Origin of the sequence: Gordonia sp. i37, assembly GCF_002043085.1 — a bacterium.
GTDB lineage: Bacteria > Actinomycetota > Actinomycetes > Mycobacteriales > Mycobacteriaceae > Gordonia > Gordonia polyisoprenivorans.
The window spans coordinates 25,783-43,944 of the sequence record NZ_MVPX01000069.1 but is presented as its reverse complement, the minus strand read 5'-3'; the positions used below and the strand labels follow the sequence as shown (position 1 = coordinate 43,944).

Below are 18,162 nucleotides of genomic sequence, written 5' to 3'. Positions count from 1 at the left end.
ATGCCGACACCATCGGCGGGACCACCGACATCAGCCAACCCCCGAACGGTTCCGGCCGGTCCGGTCCTGCAGGGTCGCCCGATCGGCCGAGGAGGTGGCGGGCGGGGATCAGCAGTGCCGTCGCGACTCCGCCGAGCGTGCCGAGGGTGAAGCACACGATGTCGACGGCGAGCGCGGCGCTCGGCCCGATCACATGGACACCGGCCACCAGGGTCGACGTGCCGACGGTCAGCGTCGCCATCGGCACGGCGCCGTAGAAGTGCGCGATCACCGGATGCTGCAGGTGCGCACGTGCGGCATCGCGGTGGCGACGCCAGTGCATGACGGTCGCGGCGATCACCCCGATGTAGACGAGGCACGCGAGCAACCAGAACACGATCGACAGCGCGGTCAGCAGTGTGCCGTGCCCGAGCCCGTGCGCGGCGACGGCGAGAATGCCGGTGCCCATCACCGTCGCGAACCAGTTCGGCGGCACATGGGCGAAGTGGGTCCGGACCGGTGGTTCGCGCAACGTCATGCACCTACGGTCGCCGATCGACGTCGCGGCAGGTAGAAGGCGATTCCCTGCAAGAGTTACAACGGATGGTTGTAACCTGGGAGGGTGTTGAGCCCACGCATGCCCGACCTGCCCTCGCTGGAGACACTTCTCGCGGTGGTCACCACCGGCAGCCTCAACGCCGCCGCGGGCGAACTGGGGATCACCCAGCAGGCCGTGTCGGCGCGGATGCGGGCATTGGAGGCCACGCTCGGGATCTCGCTGCTGACGCGCTCCCCCACCGGCACCGCACCCACCGAGGCCGGAATCCTGGTGTCGGAGTGGGCCGATCGGCTTCTCGGCCTGGCCTCGGAATTCGACGCCGGGCTCGCCGCACTGCGTCGCGAACGACGCGACGAACTGCGTCTGGCTGCCAGTCTGACGGTCGCCGAACATCTCCTTCCGCAGTGGTTGGTGTCGTTCGGGCAGAGCGTCGAACACGCACCCAAGGTGTCGTTCACCGCGACGAACTCCGAGCACGCCTGCGAATTGGTCCGGGCCGGCGACGTCGAACTCGGCTTCGTCGAGGGCCCGCAGGTGGCGCCCGGGGTACGCAGTCGCGTCGTGGCCCACGACACCCTGGTGCTCGTCGTACCGCCCGGGCATCCGTGGACTCGTCGGCGCACGGCGGTGAGCGCCGACGAGTTGGCCCGCACCCCGCTGGTGACCCGCGAATCCGGTTCCGGGACAAGACTCTTCCTGGACACCATGCTGGCCGCGGCCCACGACCCCGACATGTCCCGGGCGCAACCGGTGCTCGAGTTGTCGACGACCGCGGCAGTACGCTCGGCGGTCATCGCCGGCGCCGGACCGGCGGTCGTGTCCGATCTGTCGGTACGCGACGACCTCGGTCGTCGGCTGATCGCAGTGCCGGTGTCCGGGCTCGATCTGCGCCGCGCGCTGCGGGCGGTGTGGATCGGTGGCGACGAACCGCGCGCCGGTGCGGCACGCGACTTCCTCACGCACGTCACGAGATCGGCAGGTCGGCCGTGACACCGATGAGTTTCGACGAGGATGGAGGTCTCACACTTGTCACCAATCGTCATCGGAAACAGGAGTTCACCATGACCGCATATTCCGCCCCCGTGGGCGCACCGATCTGGTTCGACCTGATGAGCAGCGAGCCGGCGAAGGCCGCCGAGTTCTACCAGGCCCTCTTCGGCTGGGAGGTCGAAGGCCCACCGCGCGAGGAGTTCGGCGGCTATCAGAACTTCACCCTGCACGGCAAACGCGTCGCCGGGCTCAGTCCGTACATGGCCGAAGGTGGTGGCCCGTCCGACATCTGGTCGCTCTACCTGCGTACCGATGACCCGGAGACCACCGTCAAGAACGTCGAAGCCGCGGGTGGTTCGATCATGGTGCCGCCCATGGCAGTCGGCGACGAGGGCACCATGATGGTCACCGTCGACAACGCCGGAGCCGTCATCGGGTTCTGGAAGCCCAACCAGCATCACGGTTTCACCGAGTGGGGTGTGCACGGAGCGCCCTACTGGTTCGAACTCGCCACCCGCGACTACCCGGCCTCACTCGCGTTCTACACCGAGACCGTTGGCGCCCGCGCCGACACCGTCATCGACAACACCGGTCAGGAGGTCGCCCCCGGCGGGCCGCTGCGCTACTCGCAGCTGTTCTTCGGGGAGACCGCGTACGCCGGCGTCATGGACGCCACCGGACTGTTCGGCGACGCCCCGTCGTTCTGGCAGATCTACATCTGCGTCGACGACGTCGCCGCGACCGTCGCACAGGCCGCCGGTCTCGGCGGTGAGATCGTCATGCCCGGCGAGGACACCCCGTACGGCACCCTCGCCGTCATCAAGGACCCGTTCGGCGCGATGATCTGCCTCGGCCATCCGCCGGCCGGGATGTAGGCGACGGATCGGGCGGCGCCTGCCCGGCGCGGCATGAACTCGTGAACGCGGCCCGTGCAAAGACCGCGTCTACGAGTTCAGGCCGCGTCTTGGTGTCGATGGAGCCGATCCGTCCCCTCGTGCGTCCAACCCTGCATGACACGCTTTCCCACAGACGAACATGACATCATCTACCGACACGCCTGCCTTACGGCCGGTTTCACCGACACCGATCTCGCCAGAGCACGCAGCCACGGCGAAATCACCCAACTGGTAAGAGGCGCCTACATCCCCGCGCAGCACCGTGAACGCGCCGAAATCCATCGCTTGGCCGTCATCGCCACCAGCCGCCTTGGACGATTTGACGAGTCGGTACCCAGCCATCAATCCGCTGCCGCACTGCACCGGCTGCCGATGCTCTCGCCCAACTTCCGCCGCATCCACACGACCACCGGCCGCGCTCGCGGTGGCGGACGAACAGCGACGCGACACAACCACGTCGGCATCGTTCCTCCCGACCACCTCATCGAGATCGACGGCGTCATCGTTCCAGGTATTGAGTACGTGGCCGTCGACGTGGCGTGCACCACCACGGCGGGATTCGCCGGGGCACTTGCAGTCTTCGACGCGGCGCTGCGTGCCGGCGCCGATCGGGCGACGATGGAGTCGTTGCTGCGCGGGGTTCGACGTGGGGTCGGCGTCGCGCGGCGCGCTCTGCATCACGCCGACGGCAACGCTGAAAGCCCCGGCGAGTCGGAGGAGCCGAGCACAGATGATCGAAGCCGGCATTCCCTCGGCACGGCTCCAGCACCGCTTCTACGACGCGGAGGGCAACGAGATCGCCCGGACCGACTTCGATTGGAGTGGAGTCCTCGTCGGCGAGTTCGACGGAAAAGTCAAGTATCAGAAGCATTTACGGCCAGGAGAGGATGCGGCCGACGCCGTCATCCGCGAAAAGATTCGCGAAGACCGCATACGCGCCCAAGGCATCATGGTCATCCGCTGGGTGTGGGCCGACCTCGACGCCGGGACCGTCGTCACCCGCATCCGTCGGTGGCTGACCCACTTCGCCTTGATGGCAGCGTGAAGTACATGCCGTGCGAACTCGTGGACGCGGTCCGTGCAAAGACCGCGTCTACGAGTTCAGGCCGCGTTTCGATGTTGACTTCGCAAGCCCGCTACACACCGGCGTTGGCGTCGGCCTTCTTCTTGAGCTCGAGGGCGATGTCGATGAGTTGGTCTTCCTGGCCGCCGACGAGTTTGCGGTTGCCGGCCTCGATGAGGATCTCCGCGGCGGAGACGCCGTAGCGTTCGGCGTGCCCCTCGGCATGTTTGAGGAATGAGCTGTAGCAGCCCGCGTAGCCCATCATCATCGCCGATCGGTCGACCAGGCACTCCGAGGGCATCGCCGGGCGCACCACGTCCTGCGCCGCGTCGGCGATCTTCATGAAGTCCACGCCGGTGGTGATGCCGAGTTTGTCGCACACCCCGACGAACGCCTCGGTGGGCGTGTTGCCGGCACCCGCGCCGAAGCGCCGGATGGACCCATCGATCTGCTGGGCGCCAGCGCGGATCGCGTTGATCGAATTGGCCACGGCGATATCGAGATTCTCGTGCCCGTGGAAACCGACCTGCGCGTCGTCGCCGAGTTCGGCGACGAGCGCCTGCACCCGGACGGTGACATCCTCGAGCACCAGCGCGCCCGCCGAGTCGACGACGTAGACGCACTGACAGCCCGCGTCGGCCATGACCCGCGCCTGGGCGGCAAGCACTTCCGGTGGCTGACTGTGACTCATCATCAGGAAGCCGACGGTCTCGAGCCCGAGTTCGCGGGCCAGTCCGAAGTGTTGGATCGACACGTCGGCCTCGGTGCAGTGCGTGGCGATGCGACAGATCTGGCCACCGTTGTCCTGCGCGGCGCGGATATCGTCCTTGGTACCGAGACCCGGCAACATCAGGAACGCGATCTTCGCCCGCTTGGCCGTCTCGGCTGCCGCGGAGATCAGCTGCTGTTCAGGCGTTTTGGAGAATCCGTAGTTGAATGACGATCCGCCGAGGCCGTCACCGTGGGTGACCTCGATGACCGGCACTCCCGCGTCGTCCAGGGCACCGACGATCGCTCGTACCTCGTCGGTGGTGAACTGGTGACGCTTGTGATGACTTCCGTCGCGCAGCGACGAGTCGGTGATCCGGATGTCGAGGCTCTCGGAATACTTGCGGGCGTTGGCCATCAGGTCCGTCGTCGGTGTGCTCATGCCGAAACCCCCAACTTCTGCCCATCCATCTTGTTACGGGCGATCTCCTCGCCGACCTTGGTGGCGGCGGCGGTCATGATGTCGAGGTTGCCGGCGTACGGCGGCAAGAAGTCCCCGGCGCCCTCGACCTCGACGAAGATCGAGACGCGGGCGTGGCCGCCGTTGAGCGCACTCGGCGGATCGAACTGCGGGTCCTGCAGTAGTCGATAGCCGGGCACGTAGGCCTGGATCTCTTTCTCCCGCTTGTGGATCGACTCGGCGATGGCATCGGTGTCGGCGTCGTCGGGGATGGCGCAGAAGATGGTGTCGCGCATGATCATCGGCGGATCGGCCGGATTGAGGATGATGATCGCCTTGCCGCGCGCGGCGCCACCGATCGTCTCGATTCCCTTCGACGTGGTCCGGGTGAACTCGTCGATGTTGGCCCGCGTCCCCGGACCTGCCGACACCGACGCGACCGATGCGACGATCTCGGCGTAGGGCACCGGCACCACCGACGACACCGCGTGGACCATCGGGATCGTCGCCTGCCCACCACAGGTGATCATGTTGGTGTTCGGCGCGTCGAGATGCTCGCGCAGATTGGCCGGCGGCACCACTGCCGGGCCCACGGCGGCCGGCGTCAGGTCGACCGCGGTGATACCCGCCTGCTCATATCGCGGCGCATACTCGCGGTGCACATAGGCCGACGTCGCCTCGAAGATCAGGTCCGGTTTCTCCGACGACGCGAGCAACTCGTCGGCGCCGCCACTCATCGTGATGAGCCCGTGGTCGGCGGCCCGCTTCATACCCTCCGAGTCGGCATCGATCCCGACCATCCATCGGGGAGCGATCACCTCGGATCGTTCCAGCTTGTACATCAGGTCGGTACCGATGTTGCCCGACCCGATGATCGCCGCGGTCAGCTTGGCTGCCACCTGCGCCTCCTCTGAGAGTGTTGTCGAAAACTGTTGTTGGTCAGGTGAAATCGAGGGTGACGCTGCCGAGTCCGGCGAACTCGGCGACGACGTGATCACCCGGCCCGACATCGAACGCCCGTGTCGCGGTGCCCGGCAGGATCACATCCCCCTGGCGTAGTCGTACCCCGAAGGACTCCACCTTGCGCGCCAGCCAGCTCACCGCGTTCAACGGATGGCCCAGCACCGCAGAGGAATTGCCCTTCGCGACGACCTCGCCGTTGCGGTGCAAGACCGCGTCGATGTCACCGGTGTCGATGTCGGTGATCGCCACCCGTTCGGTGCCGAGAATCCAGCCGCACGACGATGCGTTGTCGGCGATGGTGTCGCACAACGTGATCTGCCAATCGGTGATCCGCGAATCGATCAGCTCGATCGACGGCACCACCCACTCGACGGCATCGATCACGTCGTCGTTGGTGCATCCCGCACCGGGCAGATCCTTGCCCAGGATGAACCCCACCTCCACCTCCACCCGCGGGAAGCACAGCGTCGCGGTGTCGATCGGGGTGGCTTCGTGGTACTGCATCTCGTCGAGCAGATGCCCGTAGTCGGGCTCGTCGACGTTCATCATCTTCTGCATGGCCTCCGATGCCAGCCCGACCTTGTGCCCGGCGACCTTCGCACCGGCGTCGAGGCGCTTGCGGATGTTGATCAGCTGGATCTCGTAAGCGTCGACGACATCGAGACCCGGGTGGGCATCGGTCGGTCGGCCGATCGCCGTCGCGGTCCGCTCCGCGGTCCACAGATCAGCGGCGATCCGCTCGCGGATTGCCTGGTCAACCGCCATGAGAGCCTCACTTCCGTGGAATGAACGTGTTCTAGTTTAGAACATGTTCCAGGTTTCCGGGAGGACTCCTCGGTCCGGTCCGGTGCTACGGTTCGACCGTGGGCACCGACCAGGCGAGTATCGACACGCTGCGCCACGAGGTGCGTGAGTTCCTGACCGCCGAACTCGATGCCGGCACCTTCGTCCCGGCCTGCGACAACTGGATGAGCGGATTCGACCCGGCGTTCAGTGCACACCTCGGCCGGCACGGCTGGCTGGGTATGACGATGCCCGAGCGGTACGGCGGCGGTGGCCGCAGCGCGGTCGAACGATTCGTCGTCACCGAAGAACTCCTCGCCTGCGGGGCACCGGTCGCGGCGCATTGGATCGCCGACCGGCAGATGGCACCGGGCATCCTCGTCCACGGCACCGAACGCCAGCGGCAACACTACCTTCCCGGAATATGCTCGGGTACAACATATTTTGCGATCGGCATGAGTGAGCCCGACGCCGGCTCCGACCTCGCCTCGGTACGCACCCGCGCGGTGCGCGCCGACGACGGATCGTGGCGGATCAGCGGCACCAAGGTGTGGACCACCGGCGCACACGTCGCGCACGCGATGGTGTTGTTGGCCCGCACCGACGGCACACCCGCCGACCGCCAGTCCGGACTGTCCCAGCTGATCGTCGATCTTCCCCACCCCGACATCGAGATCCGCCCCTTGCGCAGCATCGACGGCGGCGCCCACTTCAACGAGGTGATCTTCCACGACGCGAACGTCGGCACCGGGGCACTGCTCGGTGAACGCGGCGCGGGATGGAAACAAGTGATGAGCGAGTTGGCTTTTGAACGCTCCGGCCCGGAACGATACCTGTCGACGATGCCGCTGCTGCGGGCGTGGGCCGACGAGTTGCGCAGAGTCGGAGCGTCCGACGAGCAGCGGATCACCCTGGGAACGCTGACCGCCCGTGCGTGGGCGTTGCGCCGGATGTCGTTGCAGGTGGCCGCCGAACTCGCCGAGGGCGGCGCACCCGATGTGCTGGCCGCGATGGTCAAGGACATCGGCTCGCAGTTCGAGGGTGACGTCGTCGAGGCCATCCGATCCTCGTCGGACACCGTGGCGCGGGTCAGCGATGCGAACCCCTTCGCCACCCTGCTGGCGACCGCGATGCGCCACACACCCGCCTTCACACTTCGCGGCGGTACCAACGAGATCCTGCGTGGAATCGTGGCCAGAGGAATGGGATTGCGGTGATCGGGGACGCCGAGCTGCATGCGGCGGTGACCGCGGTGATCGAGCGCGTCGGCCCAGACACCACGACACCAGACACCACGACACCGGCCACCACGACACCGGCCACCACGATCGACACCGGGGTCTGGGCGGCGCTGACCGATGCGGGGTTCACCGGCGTCGGTATCGACGAGGATCTCGGGGGCACCGGTGGCGAGTTCACCGATGCACTGACCGTGGTGTCGGCGGCAGCGGCGAGCGGCGCACTCACCCCACTCATCGAGCACACCGTCCTCGCCACCTGGTTGGCCGCACGCTCGGGGCTCGACCTCGGCGGGCGCACTGCGACACTCGCCCTGGGCGGAGAGGGCGCCACCGTGCGCTCCACCGACGAGGGATGGGTGCTCGACGGGTTGCTGCCCGGCGTCGTACACGCCTGCGACGCCGACGTCCTCGTGGTTCACTTCGCGTCCTCGGTGGCGCTGGTCTCCCGAACCGCACCCGGCCTGACGCTCTACCACGGCACCGATCTACTCGGGGCGTCCGTCGACGACGTGGCTCTCGACGCCGTGGTCGTCGAACAGCTCACGGACTCTCCGGTCGACTCGGCGGAACTGCGACTGCGTGGCGCGCTGGCCTATGCGGTGGCCATGTCCGCCTGCGCGGACACCATCGTCGAGACCACGGTGCGCCACGCGTCGCAACGCACCCAGTTCGGTCGACCGCTGTCCAAGTTCCAGGCCATCCAGCAACGTCTGGCGTCGATGGCGGCGCTGACCGCACAAACCCGTGCCGCGGTGGAGCACGCCGTCGAGATGGCCGAGAACCCCGATCACGGCGGCACGATCGCCGCGGCCAAGGCCGTCGCCTCGTCGACCGCGCGGGAGGTGGCCGCCGGGGCGCATCAGATCCACGGCGCGATCGGATTCACCTCCGAACATCATCTCGGCCGATTCACCATGGCGCTGCTGGCCTGGCGGGACCGACACGGCGACGAGAAGTACTGGTCACGGGTGCTTGCCGGACGTGCGTCGGACGACGGGATCGACCCGTGGGATCTCGTCGTCGACGCCGATCACGCCCCGCCGAGTGCGACCCCTGGCGCCGCGAATCTGTAACGTGTTCTACTTTTAGGTGAGAACACGTTCCACCCGCGGCGCACGAAGGGACCGATTCATGGCCGGCGCGACCGAACCAGCAGGACAGCAGGCATCCACTCCCCCGGCGGGGCGTCCAGAGACGGACGAGACCTACGACGTCATCGTCGTCGGCGCCGGTGCCGCGGGCCTGAGCGCCGCCATCACCGCGGCCGCGCAGGGCCTGCGGACGGTGATCATCGAGAAGTCGGCGTACTGGGGCGGCTCCACCTCACGCTCCGGCGGCGGCGTCTGGATTCCGGGCAACCCGGTGCTCAAGCGCGACGGGGTGCGCGACAACCAGGAGACGGCGCGGCAGTACGTCCACGCGATCATCGGTGAGCACGCGCCTGCGGAGAAGATCGACGCGTACATCGATCGCGGCCCCGAGGCGTTGGAATTCCTGATGGCCCATGCTCCCCTCGACCTCGAATGGGTGAAGAACTACTCCGACTACTACCCCGAGGCACCCGGCGGACGCCTCGGCGGACGCAGCGTCGAACCGCGGCCCTTCGACGCCCGGGCGCTCGGCGACGACCTGTCGACCCTGCATCCGCAGTACACCAAGGCGCCGCTCAACATGGTTGTGCTGCAATCGGATTACCGCTGGCTCAACACGGGCCTACGGCACTGGCGCGGACCGGTGCGGATGGGCAAGGTCGGCGCCCGGTTCTTCTGGGCCCGCAGCCGCGGCAAGAAACTCATCGCGATGGGCGCCGCGCTGGCTGCCGAGCTGCTGCTGGGGGTCCGCAGAGCCGGTGTGCCACTGCGGCTGTCGACGGGTCTGGTCGACCTGATCACCGAGAACGACCGGGTGGTCGGGGTGATCGCCGAGCACGAGGGCACGCGTACTCGGCTGCACGCGCAGCGCGGTGTCATCCTCGCGTGCGGCGGCTTCGAGCACAACGCCGAGATGCGCAAGAAGTACCAGCGCGAACCCATCGGGTCGGAGTGGACGACCGGCGCACCGACCAACACCGGCGACGGTATCAACGCGGGCCTCAAGATCGGCGCCGCGGTGTCGCTGATGGACGACGCGTGGTGGGGTCCGACCATCCCGTTGCCGCGCGGGCCGTGGTTCGCGCTGTCCGAGCGCGCCGTTCCCGGCACCTTCATGATCAACGAACGCGGACTACGCTTCATGAACGAGTCGCTGCCGTATGTCGAAGCGGTGCACCAGATGTACGGCGGCGACTTCGGACAGGGCGAGGGCCCCGGCGAGAACGTCCCGTCGTGGCTCATCTTCGACCAACGCTGCCGCAACCGCTACCTGTTCGCCGGCATCAATGCGCGCCAGCCGCTTCCGAAGAAGTGGTTCGAGTCCGGAGTGGTCGTCAAGGCCGACTCCATCGAGGCCCTGGCCGAGAAGATCGGGGTTCCCGCGGAGGCGTTGCGCGCCACCACCGATCGGTTCAACGGCTTCGCGCGCAGCGGCACCGACGAGGACTTCGGGCGCGGGCGCAGCGGCTACGACCACTACTACGGCGACATCACCAACAAGCCCAATCCGAGTCTCGGAGTGGTCGACAAGGCGCCGTTCTACGCGGTGAAGATGGTGCCCGGTGATCTCGGCACCAAGGGCGGCATCGACACCGACGCGCACGCCCGGGCGTTGCGCGCCGACGGATCGGTCATCGAGGGGCTCTACGCGGCCGGTAACACCTCGGCGCCGGTGATGGGCCACACCTACGCCGGACCGGGCGCCACCATCGGACCCGCGATGGTCTTCGGCTACTTGGCCGCGCTCGACTGCGCCGAACACCCCGGGGTCCGAATCCCGGATACCACAACGACATCGGCGTCCGCCGGCGAGGAGAACTGACCATGCCGATCGACCTGTCCGTGGCACTGGGCGCCGAGCTACCCGAGGTCGGCTTCGAATGGTCGGCCTCCGACGTCGCGCTCTATCACCTGGCCGTCGGTGCGGCCGCCGACCCGATGGACCGCGCGGGTCTGACCTACGTCGACGACGTCGCCCCGAAGGTGTTGCCCTCCTTCGCGACCGTGGCGGCGTCCTTCCATGCCACCGAGGCACCGAAGGTGTCCTTCCCGGGTGTCGACATCGACCTGGCCAAGGTGGTCCACGGCAGCCAGCAGGTCACCGCGCACCGCCCGATCCCCGCGTCGGGAAAGGCCACCACCCGGACCACGATCGCCGAGATCCAGGACAAGGGATCGGCGGCGGTGATCATCCAGGAATCGGTCACCGTCGACGACGCCGGCACACCGCTGTGGACGGCGCGCTCGTCCATCTTCGCCAAGGGCGAGGGCGGTTTCGGCGGCGACCGCGGCAACTCCGCCAAGCTCGACTACCCCGATCGGGCGCCCGACCAGCGCCGGTCGGTACCGACACTGCCCAACCAGGCGCTGCTCTATCGGCTGTGTGGTGACCGCAACCCGCTGCACTCCGACCCCGAATTCGCTTCTCGTGCAGGATTTCCCCGCCCGATCCTGCACGGGCTCTGCACGTACGGGACGGTGTGTCGAGCCGTCGTCGACGCACTCCTCGACGGCGACGTGACCGCTGTGGCCGACTACTCGGCCACCTTCGCCGGCGTGGTGTTCCCGGGCGAGACCATCGACATCGACGTGTGGGACGAAGGCCGGTCGCTGCTGATCGCCGCGAGCGTCGCCGACCGCGACGGCGCACCCGCGCTGAAGAACGTGGTCATCGAGAAGCGCTGACGGCCACTGCCTCGGCACAACCGCGGACTGAGCAAATATGTGTCGACTTGGGGGATGCGTGTCCTGCAGGACACGCATCCCCCAAGTCGACACATGTTTGGCCTCGTTCGAGAACTGACCGACCCGTCTATTCTGCTCAGGGGGCGCCGGTCGCGCCGGCCGCGCCCGTCCTTCGTCGAAACCGTCCCTTGAGGAGAATCTTGATGAGCGATTCGCTGCAGTCCCTGCTCGGTCCCACCCGTCCGGCCGTCGTCGACGATCTGGTGGGGGTGATCGACTCGCAGGTCGCAGCCCAGAAGGGGCTCGGCGGTGCGACCGTCAAGGCTGCATACGGTGCCGTCGGCAAGGTCAAGCCCGACATCGTGAAGAAGGCGACCAACCTGATGCTGCCCGATTTCGTCGCCGCCCTGCAGCCGTTCTGGGACTCCAAGCCCGCGGGCACATCGTTCGGTGCGCATCTGGCCAGTGACCCCGACACCGCGTCGGAGGCCCTGCTCGCGGTGACCGACGCCCAGGTGGAATCCGCCAAGGCGCCGCTGGCCAAGGCCTACGGCACGCTGCGCGGTAAGGCCAAGGGCTATGTGTCCGAGGCACTTCCCGCCGTCGGCGACGTGATCGAGAAGCACGCGTGACCCGCGGCCGCGGCTCGCTCACCCGGTCGCATCCGGGTGGGCGTCGCGGCCCTCAGGCTGCGCTGGTGACGACGAGTACCAGCGCGCACACGACGGCGATGAGCGCCGCCAGCATCACCAGCACCCGCCAGACGTGCAGGCGTGCGGTCGGCGTGTCGGTGGATCGTGAAGAGGCGACCGGTGCGGCCATGATCTCCCACTTTCGGTTGTCCGAGGCCACGACCACAGTGGCGATCTGCAACCCCGGGTTTGTTACTCCAGTGATCAATGTGTCACAGGTTGCCTGTGGTGTCGCGATTTGCACCCCGCGTGTCGCCTGGATCACACTCTTGTGTCCGTTTTCTGCAGCACTTCGGGGAGGGAGGGCCGGATGAATCGGCTCAGGGCGCTCGATCTGCGCTCGGTGTGGCTGATCGCGATCGCCTGCGCGGCGGTCAGCATGGTGGTGGCCGCCATGGCCGCGTTGAACACCGCGCTCGCCGACATCGCCATCGACCTCGGCGCCGACACCGGCCAGATGACCTGGATCGCCGACGGCTACACGCTCGCCCTCGCCGCGCTGCTGCTGCCCGCCGGCGCGATCGGCGACCGTTTCGGCCGCCGCGAGATGTTGATCGTCGGTCTGGCCATCTTCGCGGTCGGGTCGCTGACGGCGATCTGGGCCACCGATCCGACGCAGTTGATCATCACCCGATGCGTCGCCGGCGTGGGCGCGGCATTCATCATGCCGACGACGTTGTCGCTCATCACCTCCGGTGTGCCGGCCGACAAGCGCAGCATCGGCATCAGTATCTGGGCCGCTGTCGCCGGCGCGGGCGCGATCGCCGGATTCTTCGTCTCCGGCGTCCTGCTGGAATTCTTCTCGTGGCATTCGATTTTCATCACCTTCGCCGCGTCGGCGGTGCTGACGGCACTGGTGTGCCTGACGATCGGCACCTCCAAGGACTCCCATCCACAACCCTTCGACTACGCCGGATCGGCCGTGTCGATCCTCGCGGTCACCGGCATCGTGTTCGGGCTCCTCGAGGCCCCACACCGCGGCTGGGATGATGCGCTGGTCCTTTTCACCCTGATCGGCGGCGTACTCCTCGTCGCCGTGTTCTGCCTGATCGAATTGCGCGGCACCCGTCAACTCCTCGACGTCCGCCTGTTCACCAATCGCGCGTTCGGGGCCGGTGCGTTGTCGGTGGCGCTGCAGTTCTTCGCCTCCTTCGGCGCCTTCTACCTTCTGCTGCAACGCCTGCAGCTGGTGTTCGACTTCTCGCCGCTGCGCTCGGCCTTCGCCCTCATGCCGATGGTCCTGGGTGTGAGCATCTTTGCACTGCTGGGCAATTGGCTCGCGGTGCGCTTTCACTCCCTGCGCTTCGTGCTGGGCGGTGGACTGCTCATCGCCGGCATCGGGCTGATCCTGTTGGGGGTCATCGACTACGACGCCTACTGGATGATGGCGTGGATGCTCGCGATCTGCGCGATCGGTATCGGTCTGGCGACCGCCCCGTCGACGACCGCGATCATGTCCAACACGCCGCTGGAGAATCAGGGGGTCGGCTCCGCGGTCAACGACACCGCCCGCGAGATCGGCGCCGCCATCGGCATCGCCCTGGCCGGCAGTCTGCTCGCCGCCGGATACGCACACCGCATCGGCCCGACCGCCGACCTCGTCCGTGCCGAGCCCGCTGCCGCCGACCACATCACCCGTTCGTTGGCCGAGGCACGGGAGGTCGCGGCGCGGCTGCCCGGTGACCTCGGCGCCCGCGTCCTGCACGGCGCGCAGGACGCCTTCGTCGTCCCGATGAACCAGGGGTGTCTGGTGCTGGGCATCGTGCTCGTCGTCGGGTCCGTGGTGACCACGATCCTCGCGCCGCAACGGGTGGTTGCGTAGGCTCTCGACGTGCTCGACGTCCACAGTCCACTGGGCACCGCCGTGGCCGTGCTCGCCCTGATCGCCGTCATCGGGATCGCGGTGTCCGCACAACGCCTTTCGCCGGCGATCGTCGCGGTTCCGGCCGCGGTGCTGGTGACCCTTCTCGGCGTCGTGTCGTGGTCGCAGGGGCGCGACGAACTCGAGTTCATCGGGCCGACCATCGGCTTCCTCGCCGCCATGCTGGTGGTCGCCGAGGTGTGCGCACGCACCGGGGTCTTCGCCTGGGTGGGTCAGTTGCTCGCGGACTGGAGCCGCGGATCGCCCACGCACCTACTCGGCCTGGTGTTCGTCGCCGCGGCGCTCACCACGGCGGTGCTGTCGATCGACACCACGATCGTGCTGTTGACCCCGGTGGCAGTGGCCACCGCGCGGCGGATCGGCGCCCGGGTGACCCCGGTCGGTACGGCGACCGCACACCTGGCCAACAGTGCCTCGACGCTGTTGCCGGTGTCGAATCTGACCAATCTGCTGGCCTTTTCGGCGACCGGGCTCGGTTTCCTCTCCTTCGCCGGACTGATGGCGGCCCCGTGGGTGGTCGCGATCGTCGTCGAATACGTCATCTTCCGGATCTTCTTCGCCGGCGAACTGCAGACCACCGCACCGCAGACCACCCGCACTCCGGTACAGCCGCACAGCGGCACACCCGAGCGCACCACCCGGCGCCCGGCGCCGGTCGTCACGCTGATCCTGCTCGGTCTACTGCTGTGCGGCTTCGTCATCGCCGAGCCGTTGGGAATTCCCTTGGCCGCGATCGCCGGTGTCGGGGCCGCGGTGATGCTCATCGTTCCGATGCGCAAGGCGCCCGTGGTCACCGCGGTTCGTGCGCTGCGCGCGGTGAACATCCCGTTCCTCGCGTTCGTCGCCGCGCTGGGCATCATCATCCTGCCCATCCGGCTCGGACCGATCGGCGAGGCGATCACCCATCTCATCCCGGGTGGCAACTCGCTGTGGGCACTCCTGGCGGTCGCCGCACTCGCGGCGGTCGCGGCCAACGTGCTCAACAACCTCCCGGCGACACTGCTCCTGCTGCCGATGGTCGCCCATGATCACGGCTTGGCGTTGGCCATGCTGCTCGGCGTCAACATCGGCCCCAACCTCGCCTACTTCGGTTCGCTGGCAAACCTATTGTGGCGCGACGTGATGCGCCGCCACACCATCGCGCCGCCGACGCGACGCTACGTGCTGCTGGGCACGCTCACCGTTCCGCCGACCCTCATCGCCGCGGTCGTCGCGCTCTGGGTCGGCCTGCAGGTGATGTGATCCGCACTCAGGCTGTCACAGCCTGCTGATCGGAGGCCGCCGCGGCGTTCTTGGCCCAGCGGTAGTCCGCCTTGCCCGCCGGGGTGCGCTTGACCTCGTCGACGAACACGATGGTCCGCGGAACCTTGTATCCGGCCAGCGATTCGCGGCAGTACTCCTGGATCTCGGCGAGGGTGGGCTCTGCCTCGCCGTCGGCGACGCGGGCGACCGCGGCCACCCGCTGACCGTAGCGTTCGTCGGGCACCGGGACGACGAGTGCATCGCCGATCGCGGGATGGGCGTGCAACACCGCCTCGACCTCCTCGGCGTACACCTTCTCCCCACCGGTGTTGATGCACTGTGAACCCCGGCCGAGAAAGACGATCGACCCGTCGGCCTCCACGGTGCCCATGTCGCCGAGAATCGAGATGCGACGGCCGTCGGGCAGGGTCGGGAACGTCCGGGCGCTCTTCTCCTCGTCCTTGTAGTACCCGAGCGGCACATTGCCGATGCGTGCGATGTAACCGACGTCGCCCGAGCCGGGCTCGATCCGGTTGAGCCGCTCGTCGACGACCATCATCTTGTCGGTCGGCGGCACCCGCAGATTGCCGTTGTCGTCCATCATGATCTCACCGTCGTTGCCCGACTCCGACGCCCCGAAGTTGTCGCGCAGGATGAGTTCGGGTTTGATCGCCGCGAATCGGTCGCGGTTGTGGTGCGACCAGATCGCGCCACCGGAGGTCACCGAGAACAGCGACGACAGGTCGACGTCGTCCTTGCGGCGTTCCATCTCCTCGACGAGCGGCATGCCCATCGCGTCACCGACGATGAGAATGATCTGGATCTTCTCGTCCTCGATGCCCGCCACGATTGCGGCCGGGTCGAAGTCGCGCATCAGCACCAACCGCCCACCGAGGGTGAGGAAGGTGAACAACGAGTACGACGCCGCGCCGTGCATGAGTGGAGCCGCGATGTTGAAGGCGATGGAGCCGAATTCCTTGACCGCACTGCCCACCTCGGCGAGATCCTTGCGGGCGTCGCCATACGGGTTGCCGCCGGAGATGGGCTTGCGGAAGAAATCGTCGTGACGCCACATCACGCCCTTGGGGTATCCGGTGGTGCCGCCGGTGTAGAGCAGGTACAGCTCGTCACCGGTGCGGGCCTCGAAGTCGCGATCCTCGGACGCCGCGGCCTCTTCGGCGAACGGCACGATCGAGACCGTGCGCCCTTCGGGTAACGACGCTGCGGCCGTGGTCAATTCGTCGATGATGTCGCCGACGACGAACACCGTGCGCACCAGCGGCAATTCGGGAAGCAGCGCGGCAACACTGCTTTGATGCTCGGAGAGTTCGACGATGATGCCCCGTGAGTCGGAGTTGTCGAAGATGTAGCGCAGCTCGGAGTTGGTGTAGCGATAATTGACGTTCACCGGGACCGCGCGGATCTTCAGCAGCCCGAGCAGGCTGGTGACGTGCTCGACGCTGTTCTTCAGGAACAGTGAGACGTGATCTGCCGTACCGATACCGTTGTCGCGCAACAGGTGTGCCACCCGGTTGGCGAGCCTGTCGAGTTCTGCGTAACTGATCTGGCGGCCCTCGTAACTCAGGGCGATCCGCTCGGGCACCGAGTCCGCAACGGTCTCGAACACGTCGGCCAGATTGAACTTGACGGGGGTCTGCGAAACGGGGGTCTGGGCGTCTGGGGTCTGGGCGTCTGGGGTCATGATTGACGAACTCCTTCGGGGTGTGAGGTCATGCGGTCAGGACCAGACCGCTGGTGGGGACGCCGGTGCCTGCGGTCACGACGACCCTCGTCGCATCGTCGACCTGGTTGACCGACGTACCGCGCAGTTGCCGTACACCTTCGGCAATGCCGTTCATGCCGTGGATGTAGGCCTCACCGAGCTGGCCGCCGTGGGTGTTGAGCGGCAACCGCCCACCCACTTCCAGGGCGCCGGGCTCGGCGACGAAATCCTTGGCCTCGCCTTGGCCGCAGAAGCCCAGCTCTTCGAGCTGGAGCAGCGTGTACGGGGTGAAGTGGTCGTAGAGGACCGCCAGATCCATGTCGTCGGGGCCCAACCCGGACTGCTCCCACAGCTGCCGGCCGACGAGGCCCATCTCGGGGAGGGCCGCCAACTCGTCGCGGTAGTAGCTGGTCATGATGAACTGGTCGGCCGCACTTCCCGCGGCAGCGGCGGCGATCACCGCAGGCGTATGCGGCAGGTCCTTGGCACGCTCGACCGACGTGATCACCAGCGCCACACCACCATCGGACTCCTGGCAGCAGTCCAGCAGATGCAACGGTTCGGCGATGTAGCGCGAGGCCTGGTGGTCGTCGAGGGTGATGGGTTTGCCGTAGAAGAACGCATTCGGGTTCACCGCCGCGTGTTTGCGGTCGACGACGGCGATCCGACCGAAGTCGGCACTGGTGGCGCCGAAGTCGTGCATGTAACGCTGCGCGACCATCGCGACGAATGCCGCCGGGGTCGACAAGCCGTGCGGGTAGGAGAACGCATTGTCGGTACCCGACGAGTTCTCCTGATTGGCGACGGCCGAATTCACCTGCCCGAAGCGCAATCCCGACCGCTCGTTGAAGGCACGGTAGGCCACGACGACGTCGGCGACACCGGTCGCGACCGCCATCGCGGCCTGTTGCACGGTCGCACACGCCGCCCCGCCGCCGTAATGGATGCGGGAGAAGTAGGTCATCTCGTCGATGCCGACGGCGCGGGCGACGGCGATCTCGGCATTGGTGTCCATGGTGAAGGTGACCAGGCCGTCGACGTCGGCGGGGGTCAGTCCGGCGTCGGCGATCGCCGCACTTACCGCCTCCGCGGCCAGCCGGAGCTCACTGCGCCCGGAATCCTTGGAGAACTCGGTGGCACCGATGCCGACGATGGCGGCCTGTCCGCCCAGCCTGCCCGTCACTTCAGTGTTCCCATCACTTCGC

At 67.3% G+C, this 18,162-nt stretch carries 17 protein-coding genes and 1 pseudogene; 10 read left to right on the top strand and 8 right to left on the bottom strand.

Going from position 1 to position 18,162, the window contains the following annotated elements; all coding sequences use genetic code 11:
- Nucleotides 1-517: pseudogene (locus B1964_RS02945) on the bottom strand (TDT family transporter); the annotation flags it as partial.
- A 99-nt stretch (nucleotides 518-616) separates the two neighbouring features.
- Here B1964_RS02945 and B1964_RS02940 point away from each other — a divergent pair.
- Together B1964_RS02940 and B1964_RS02935 are read left to right on the top strand one after the other, a co-directional pair.
- Nucleotides 617-1,528: a LysR family transcriptional regulator gene (locus B1964_RS02940; protein ID WP_079928743.1), complete on the top strand. Its 912-nt coding sequence runs from the start codon at nucleotides 617-619 to the stop codon at nucleotides 1,526-1,528.
- A 71-nt stretch (nucleotides 1,529-1,599) separates the two neighbouring features.
- Nucleotides 1,600-2,403: a VOC family protein gene (locus B1964_RS02935; RefSeq protein WP_079928745.1), complete on the top strand. Its 804-nt coding sequence runs from the start codon at nucleotides 1,600-1,602 to the stop codon at nucleotides 2,401-2,403.
- 69 nt (nucleotides 2,404-2,472) lie between these two features.
- Here B1964_RS02935 and B1964_RS31535 read toward each other — a convergent pair whose 3' ends face one another.
- The gene (locus tag B1964_RS31535) at nucleotides 2,473-3,102 is read right to left on the bottom strand and encodes a hypothetical protein (protein WP_366664254.1); all 630 of its coding nucleotides are present in this window, start codon (nucleotides 3,100-3,102) and stop codon (nucleotides 2,473-2,475) included.
- A 52-nt stretch (nucleotides 3,103-3,154) separates the two neighbouring features.
- Here B1964_RS31535 and B1964_RS31530 point away from each other — a divergent pair, with 52 nt between their 5' ends.
- Nucleotides 3,155-3,469: a hypothetical protein gene (locus tag B1964_RS31530; RefSeq protein ID WP_366664253.1), complete on the top strand. Its 315-nt coding sequence runs from the start codon at nucleotides 3,155-3,157 to the stop codon at nucleotides 3,467-3,469.
- A 91-nt stretch (nucleotides 3,470-3,560) separates the two neighbouring features.
- Here the strand turns inward: B1964_RS31530 and dmpG are convergent, their stop codons facing one another.
- Genes dmpG through B1964_RS02915 form a run of 3 tightly spaced genes read right to left on the bottom strand, consistent with a single transcriptional unit; the run spans nucleotide 3,561 to nucleotide 6,383 of the window.
- Nucleotides 3,561-4,637: a 4-hydroxy-2-oxovalerate aldolase gene (gene dmpG / locus B1964_RS02925; RefSeq protein ID WP_079928742.1), complete on the bottom strand. Its 1,077-nt coding sequence runs from the start codon at nucleotides 4,635-4,637 to the stop codon at nucleotides 3,561-3,563.
- Nucleotides 4,634-5,554 (bottom strand): acetaldehyde dehydrogenase (acetylating), encoded by a 921-nt coding sequence (locus B1964_RS02920; protein ID WP_079928741.1) that lies wholly within the window; start codon nucleotides 5,552-5,554, stop codon nucleotides 4,634-4,636. Before B1964_RS02920 ends, dmpG begins: the two co-directional genes overlap by 4 nt.
- 40 nt (nucleotides 5,555-5,594) lie before the next feature.
- The gene (locus tag B1964_RS02915) at nucleotides 5,595-6,383 is read right to left on the bottom strand and encodes a 2-keto-4-pentenoate hydratase (protein WP_079928740.1); all 789 of its coding nucleotides are present in this window, start codon (nucleotides 6,381-6,383) and stop codon (nucleotides 5,595-5,597) included.
- Between the two features lie 98 nt (nucleotides 6,384-6,481).
- Between B1964_RS02915 and B1964_RS02910 the strand changes: the two genes are divergently transcribed.
- The 5 genes from B1964_RS02910 (at nucleotide 6,482) to B1964_RS02890 (ending at nucleotide 12,050) form a co-directional block, all read left to right on the top strand.
- Nucleotides 6,482-7,618: an acyl-CoA dehydrogenase family protein gene (locus B1964_RS02910; RefSeq protein WP_079928739.1), complete on the top strand. Its 1,137-nt coding sequence runs from the start codon at nucleotides 6,482-6,484 to the stop codon at nucleotides 7,616-7,618.
- Entirely contained in the window at nucleotides 7,615-8,715 is a 1,101-nt protein-coding gene (locus tag B1964_RS02905; RefSeq protein WP_079928738.1) for an acyl-CoA dehydrogenase family protein, read from the top strand. Before B1964_RS02910 ends, B1964_RS02905 begins: the two co-directional genes overlap by 4 nt.
- Nucleotides 8,716-8,773: 58 nt before the next feature.
- Nucleotides 8,774-10,555, top strand: coding sequence for a 3-oxosteroid 1-dehydrogenase (gene kstD / locus B1964_RS02900; protein ID WP_079928737.1), 1,782 nt, complete (start codon nucleotides 8,774-8,776; stop codon nucleotides 10,553-10,555).
- A 2-nt stretch (nucleotides 10,556-10,557) separates the two neighbouring features.
- On the top strand, nucleotides 10,558-11,418 hold the full coding sequence (locus tag B1964_RS02895) for a MaoC/PaaZ C-terminal domain-containing protein (protein ID WP_079928736.1): 861 nt from the start codon (nucleotides 10,558-10,560) through the stop codon (nucleotides 11,416-11,418).
- Between the two features lie 203 nt (nucleotides 11,419-11,621).
- Entirely contained in the window at nucleotides 11,622-12,050 is a 429-nt protein-coding gene (locus B1964_RS02890) for a hypothetical protein (RefSeq protein WP_020170109.1), read from the top strand.
- Nucleotides 12,051-12,102: 52 nt separating this feature from the next.
- Here the strand turns inward: B1964_RS02890 and B1964_RS02885 are convergent, their stop codons facing one another.
- Complete coding sequence (locus B1964_RS02885; RefSeq protein ID WP_020170108.1) at nucleotides 12,103-12,291, bottom strand: hypothetical protein; 189 nt, start codon at nucleotides 12,289-12,291, stop codon at nucleotides 12,103-12,105.
- Nucleotides 12,292-12,420: 129 nt separating this feature from the next.
- Between B1964_RS02885 and B1964_RS02880 the strand changes: the two genes are divergently transcribed.
- Both B1964_RS02880 and B1964_RS02875 read left to right on the top strand, forming a co-directional pair.
- Complete coding sequence (locus B1964_RS02880) at nucleotides 12,421-13,932, top strand: MFS transporter (RefSeq protein ID WP_079928735.1); 1,512 nt, start codon at nucleotides 12,421-12,423, stop codon at nucleotides 13,930-13,932.
- Between the two features lie 9 nt (nucleotides 13,933-13,941).
- Nucleotides 13,942-15,234 (top strand): SLC13 family permease, encoded by a 1,293-nt coding sequence (locus B1964_RS02875; protein ID WP_079928734.1) that lies wholly within the window; start codon nucleotides 13,942-13,944, stop codon nucleotides 15,232-15,234.
- A gap of 7 nt (nucleotides 15,235-15,241) precedes the next feature.
- Here B1964_RS02875 and B1964_RS02870 read toward each other — a convergent pair whose 3' ends face one another.
- On the bottom strand, nucleotides 15,242-16,936 hold the full coding sequence (locus B1964_RS02870) for an AMP-binding protein (protein ID WP_079928733.1): 1,695 nt from the start codon (nucleotides 16,934-16,936) through the stop codon (nucleotides 15,242-15,244).
- 28 nt (nucleotides 16,937-16,964) lie between these two features.
- Nucleotides 16,965-18,140 carry a lipid-transfer protein gene (locus tag B1964_RS02865; RefSeq protein ID WP_079928732.1) on the bottom strand — a complete coding sequence of 392 codons (1,176 nt, stop codon included), beginning with the start codon at nucleotides 18,138-18,140 and terminating at the stop codon, nucleotides 16,965-16,967.
- Between the last annotated feature and the right edge of the window lie 22 nt (nucleotides 18,141-18,162).

Bases quoted from the DNA above. Each gene is read 5' to 3' on its own strand.
- B1964_RS02940 (WP_079928743.1), top strand. From the start codon at position 617: ATGCCCGACCTGCCCTCGCTGGAGACACTTCTCGCGGTGGTCACCACC.
- B1964_RS02935 (WP_079928745.1), top strand. From the start codon at position 1,600: ATGACCGCATATTCCGCCCCCGTGGGCGCACCGATCTGGTTCGACCTG.
- B1964_RS31535 (WP_366664254.1), bottom strand. From the start codon at position 3,102: ATGCAGAGCGCGCCGCGCGACGCCGACCCCACGTCGAACCCCGCGCAG.
- B1964_RS31530 (WP_366664253.1), top strand. From the start codon at position 3,155: ATGATCGAAGCCGGCATTCCCTCGGCACGGCTCCAGCACCGCTTCTAC.
- dmpG (WP_079928742.1), bottom strand. From the start codon at position 4,637: ATGAGCACACCGACGACGGACCTGATGGCCAACGCCCGCAAGTATTCC.
- B1964_RS02915 (WP_079928740.1), bottom strand. From the start codon at position 6,383: ATGGCGGTTGACCAGGCAATCCGCGAGCGGATCGCCGCTGATCTGTGG.
- kstD (WP_079928737.1), top strand. From the start codon at position 8,774: ATGGCCGGCGCGACCGAACCAGCAGGACAGCAGGCATCCACTCCCCCG.
- B1964_RS02895 (WP_079928736.1), top strand. From the start codon at position 10,558: ATGCCGATCGACCTGTCCGTGGCACTGGGCGCCGAGCTACCCGAGGTC.
- B1964_RS02890 (WP_020170109.1), top strand. From the start codon at position 11,622: ATGAGCGATTCGCTGCAGTCCCTGCTCGGTCCCACCCGTCCGGCCGTC.
- B1964_RS02880 (WP_079928735.1), top strand. From the start codon at position 12,421: ATGAATCGGCTCAGGGCGCTCGATCTGCGCTCGGTGTGGCTGATCGCG.
- B1964_RS02870 (WP_079928733.1), bottom strand. From the start codon at position 16,936: ATGACCCCAGACGCCCAGACCCCAGACGCCCAGACCCCCGTTTCGCAG.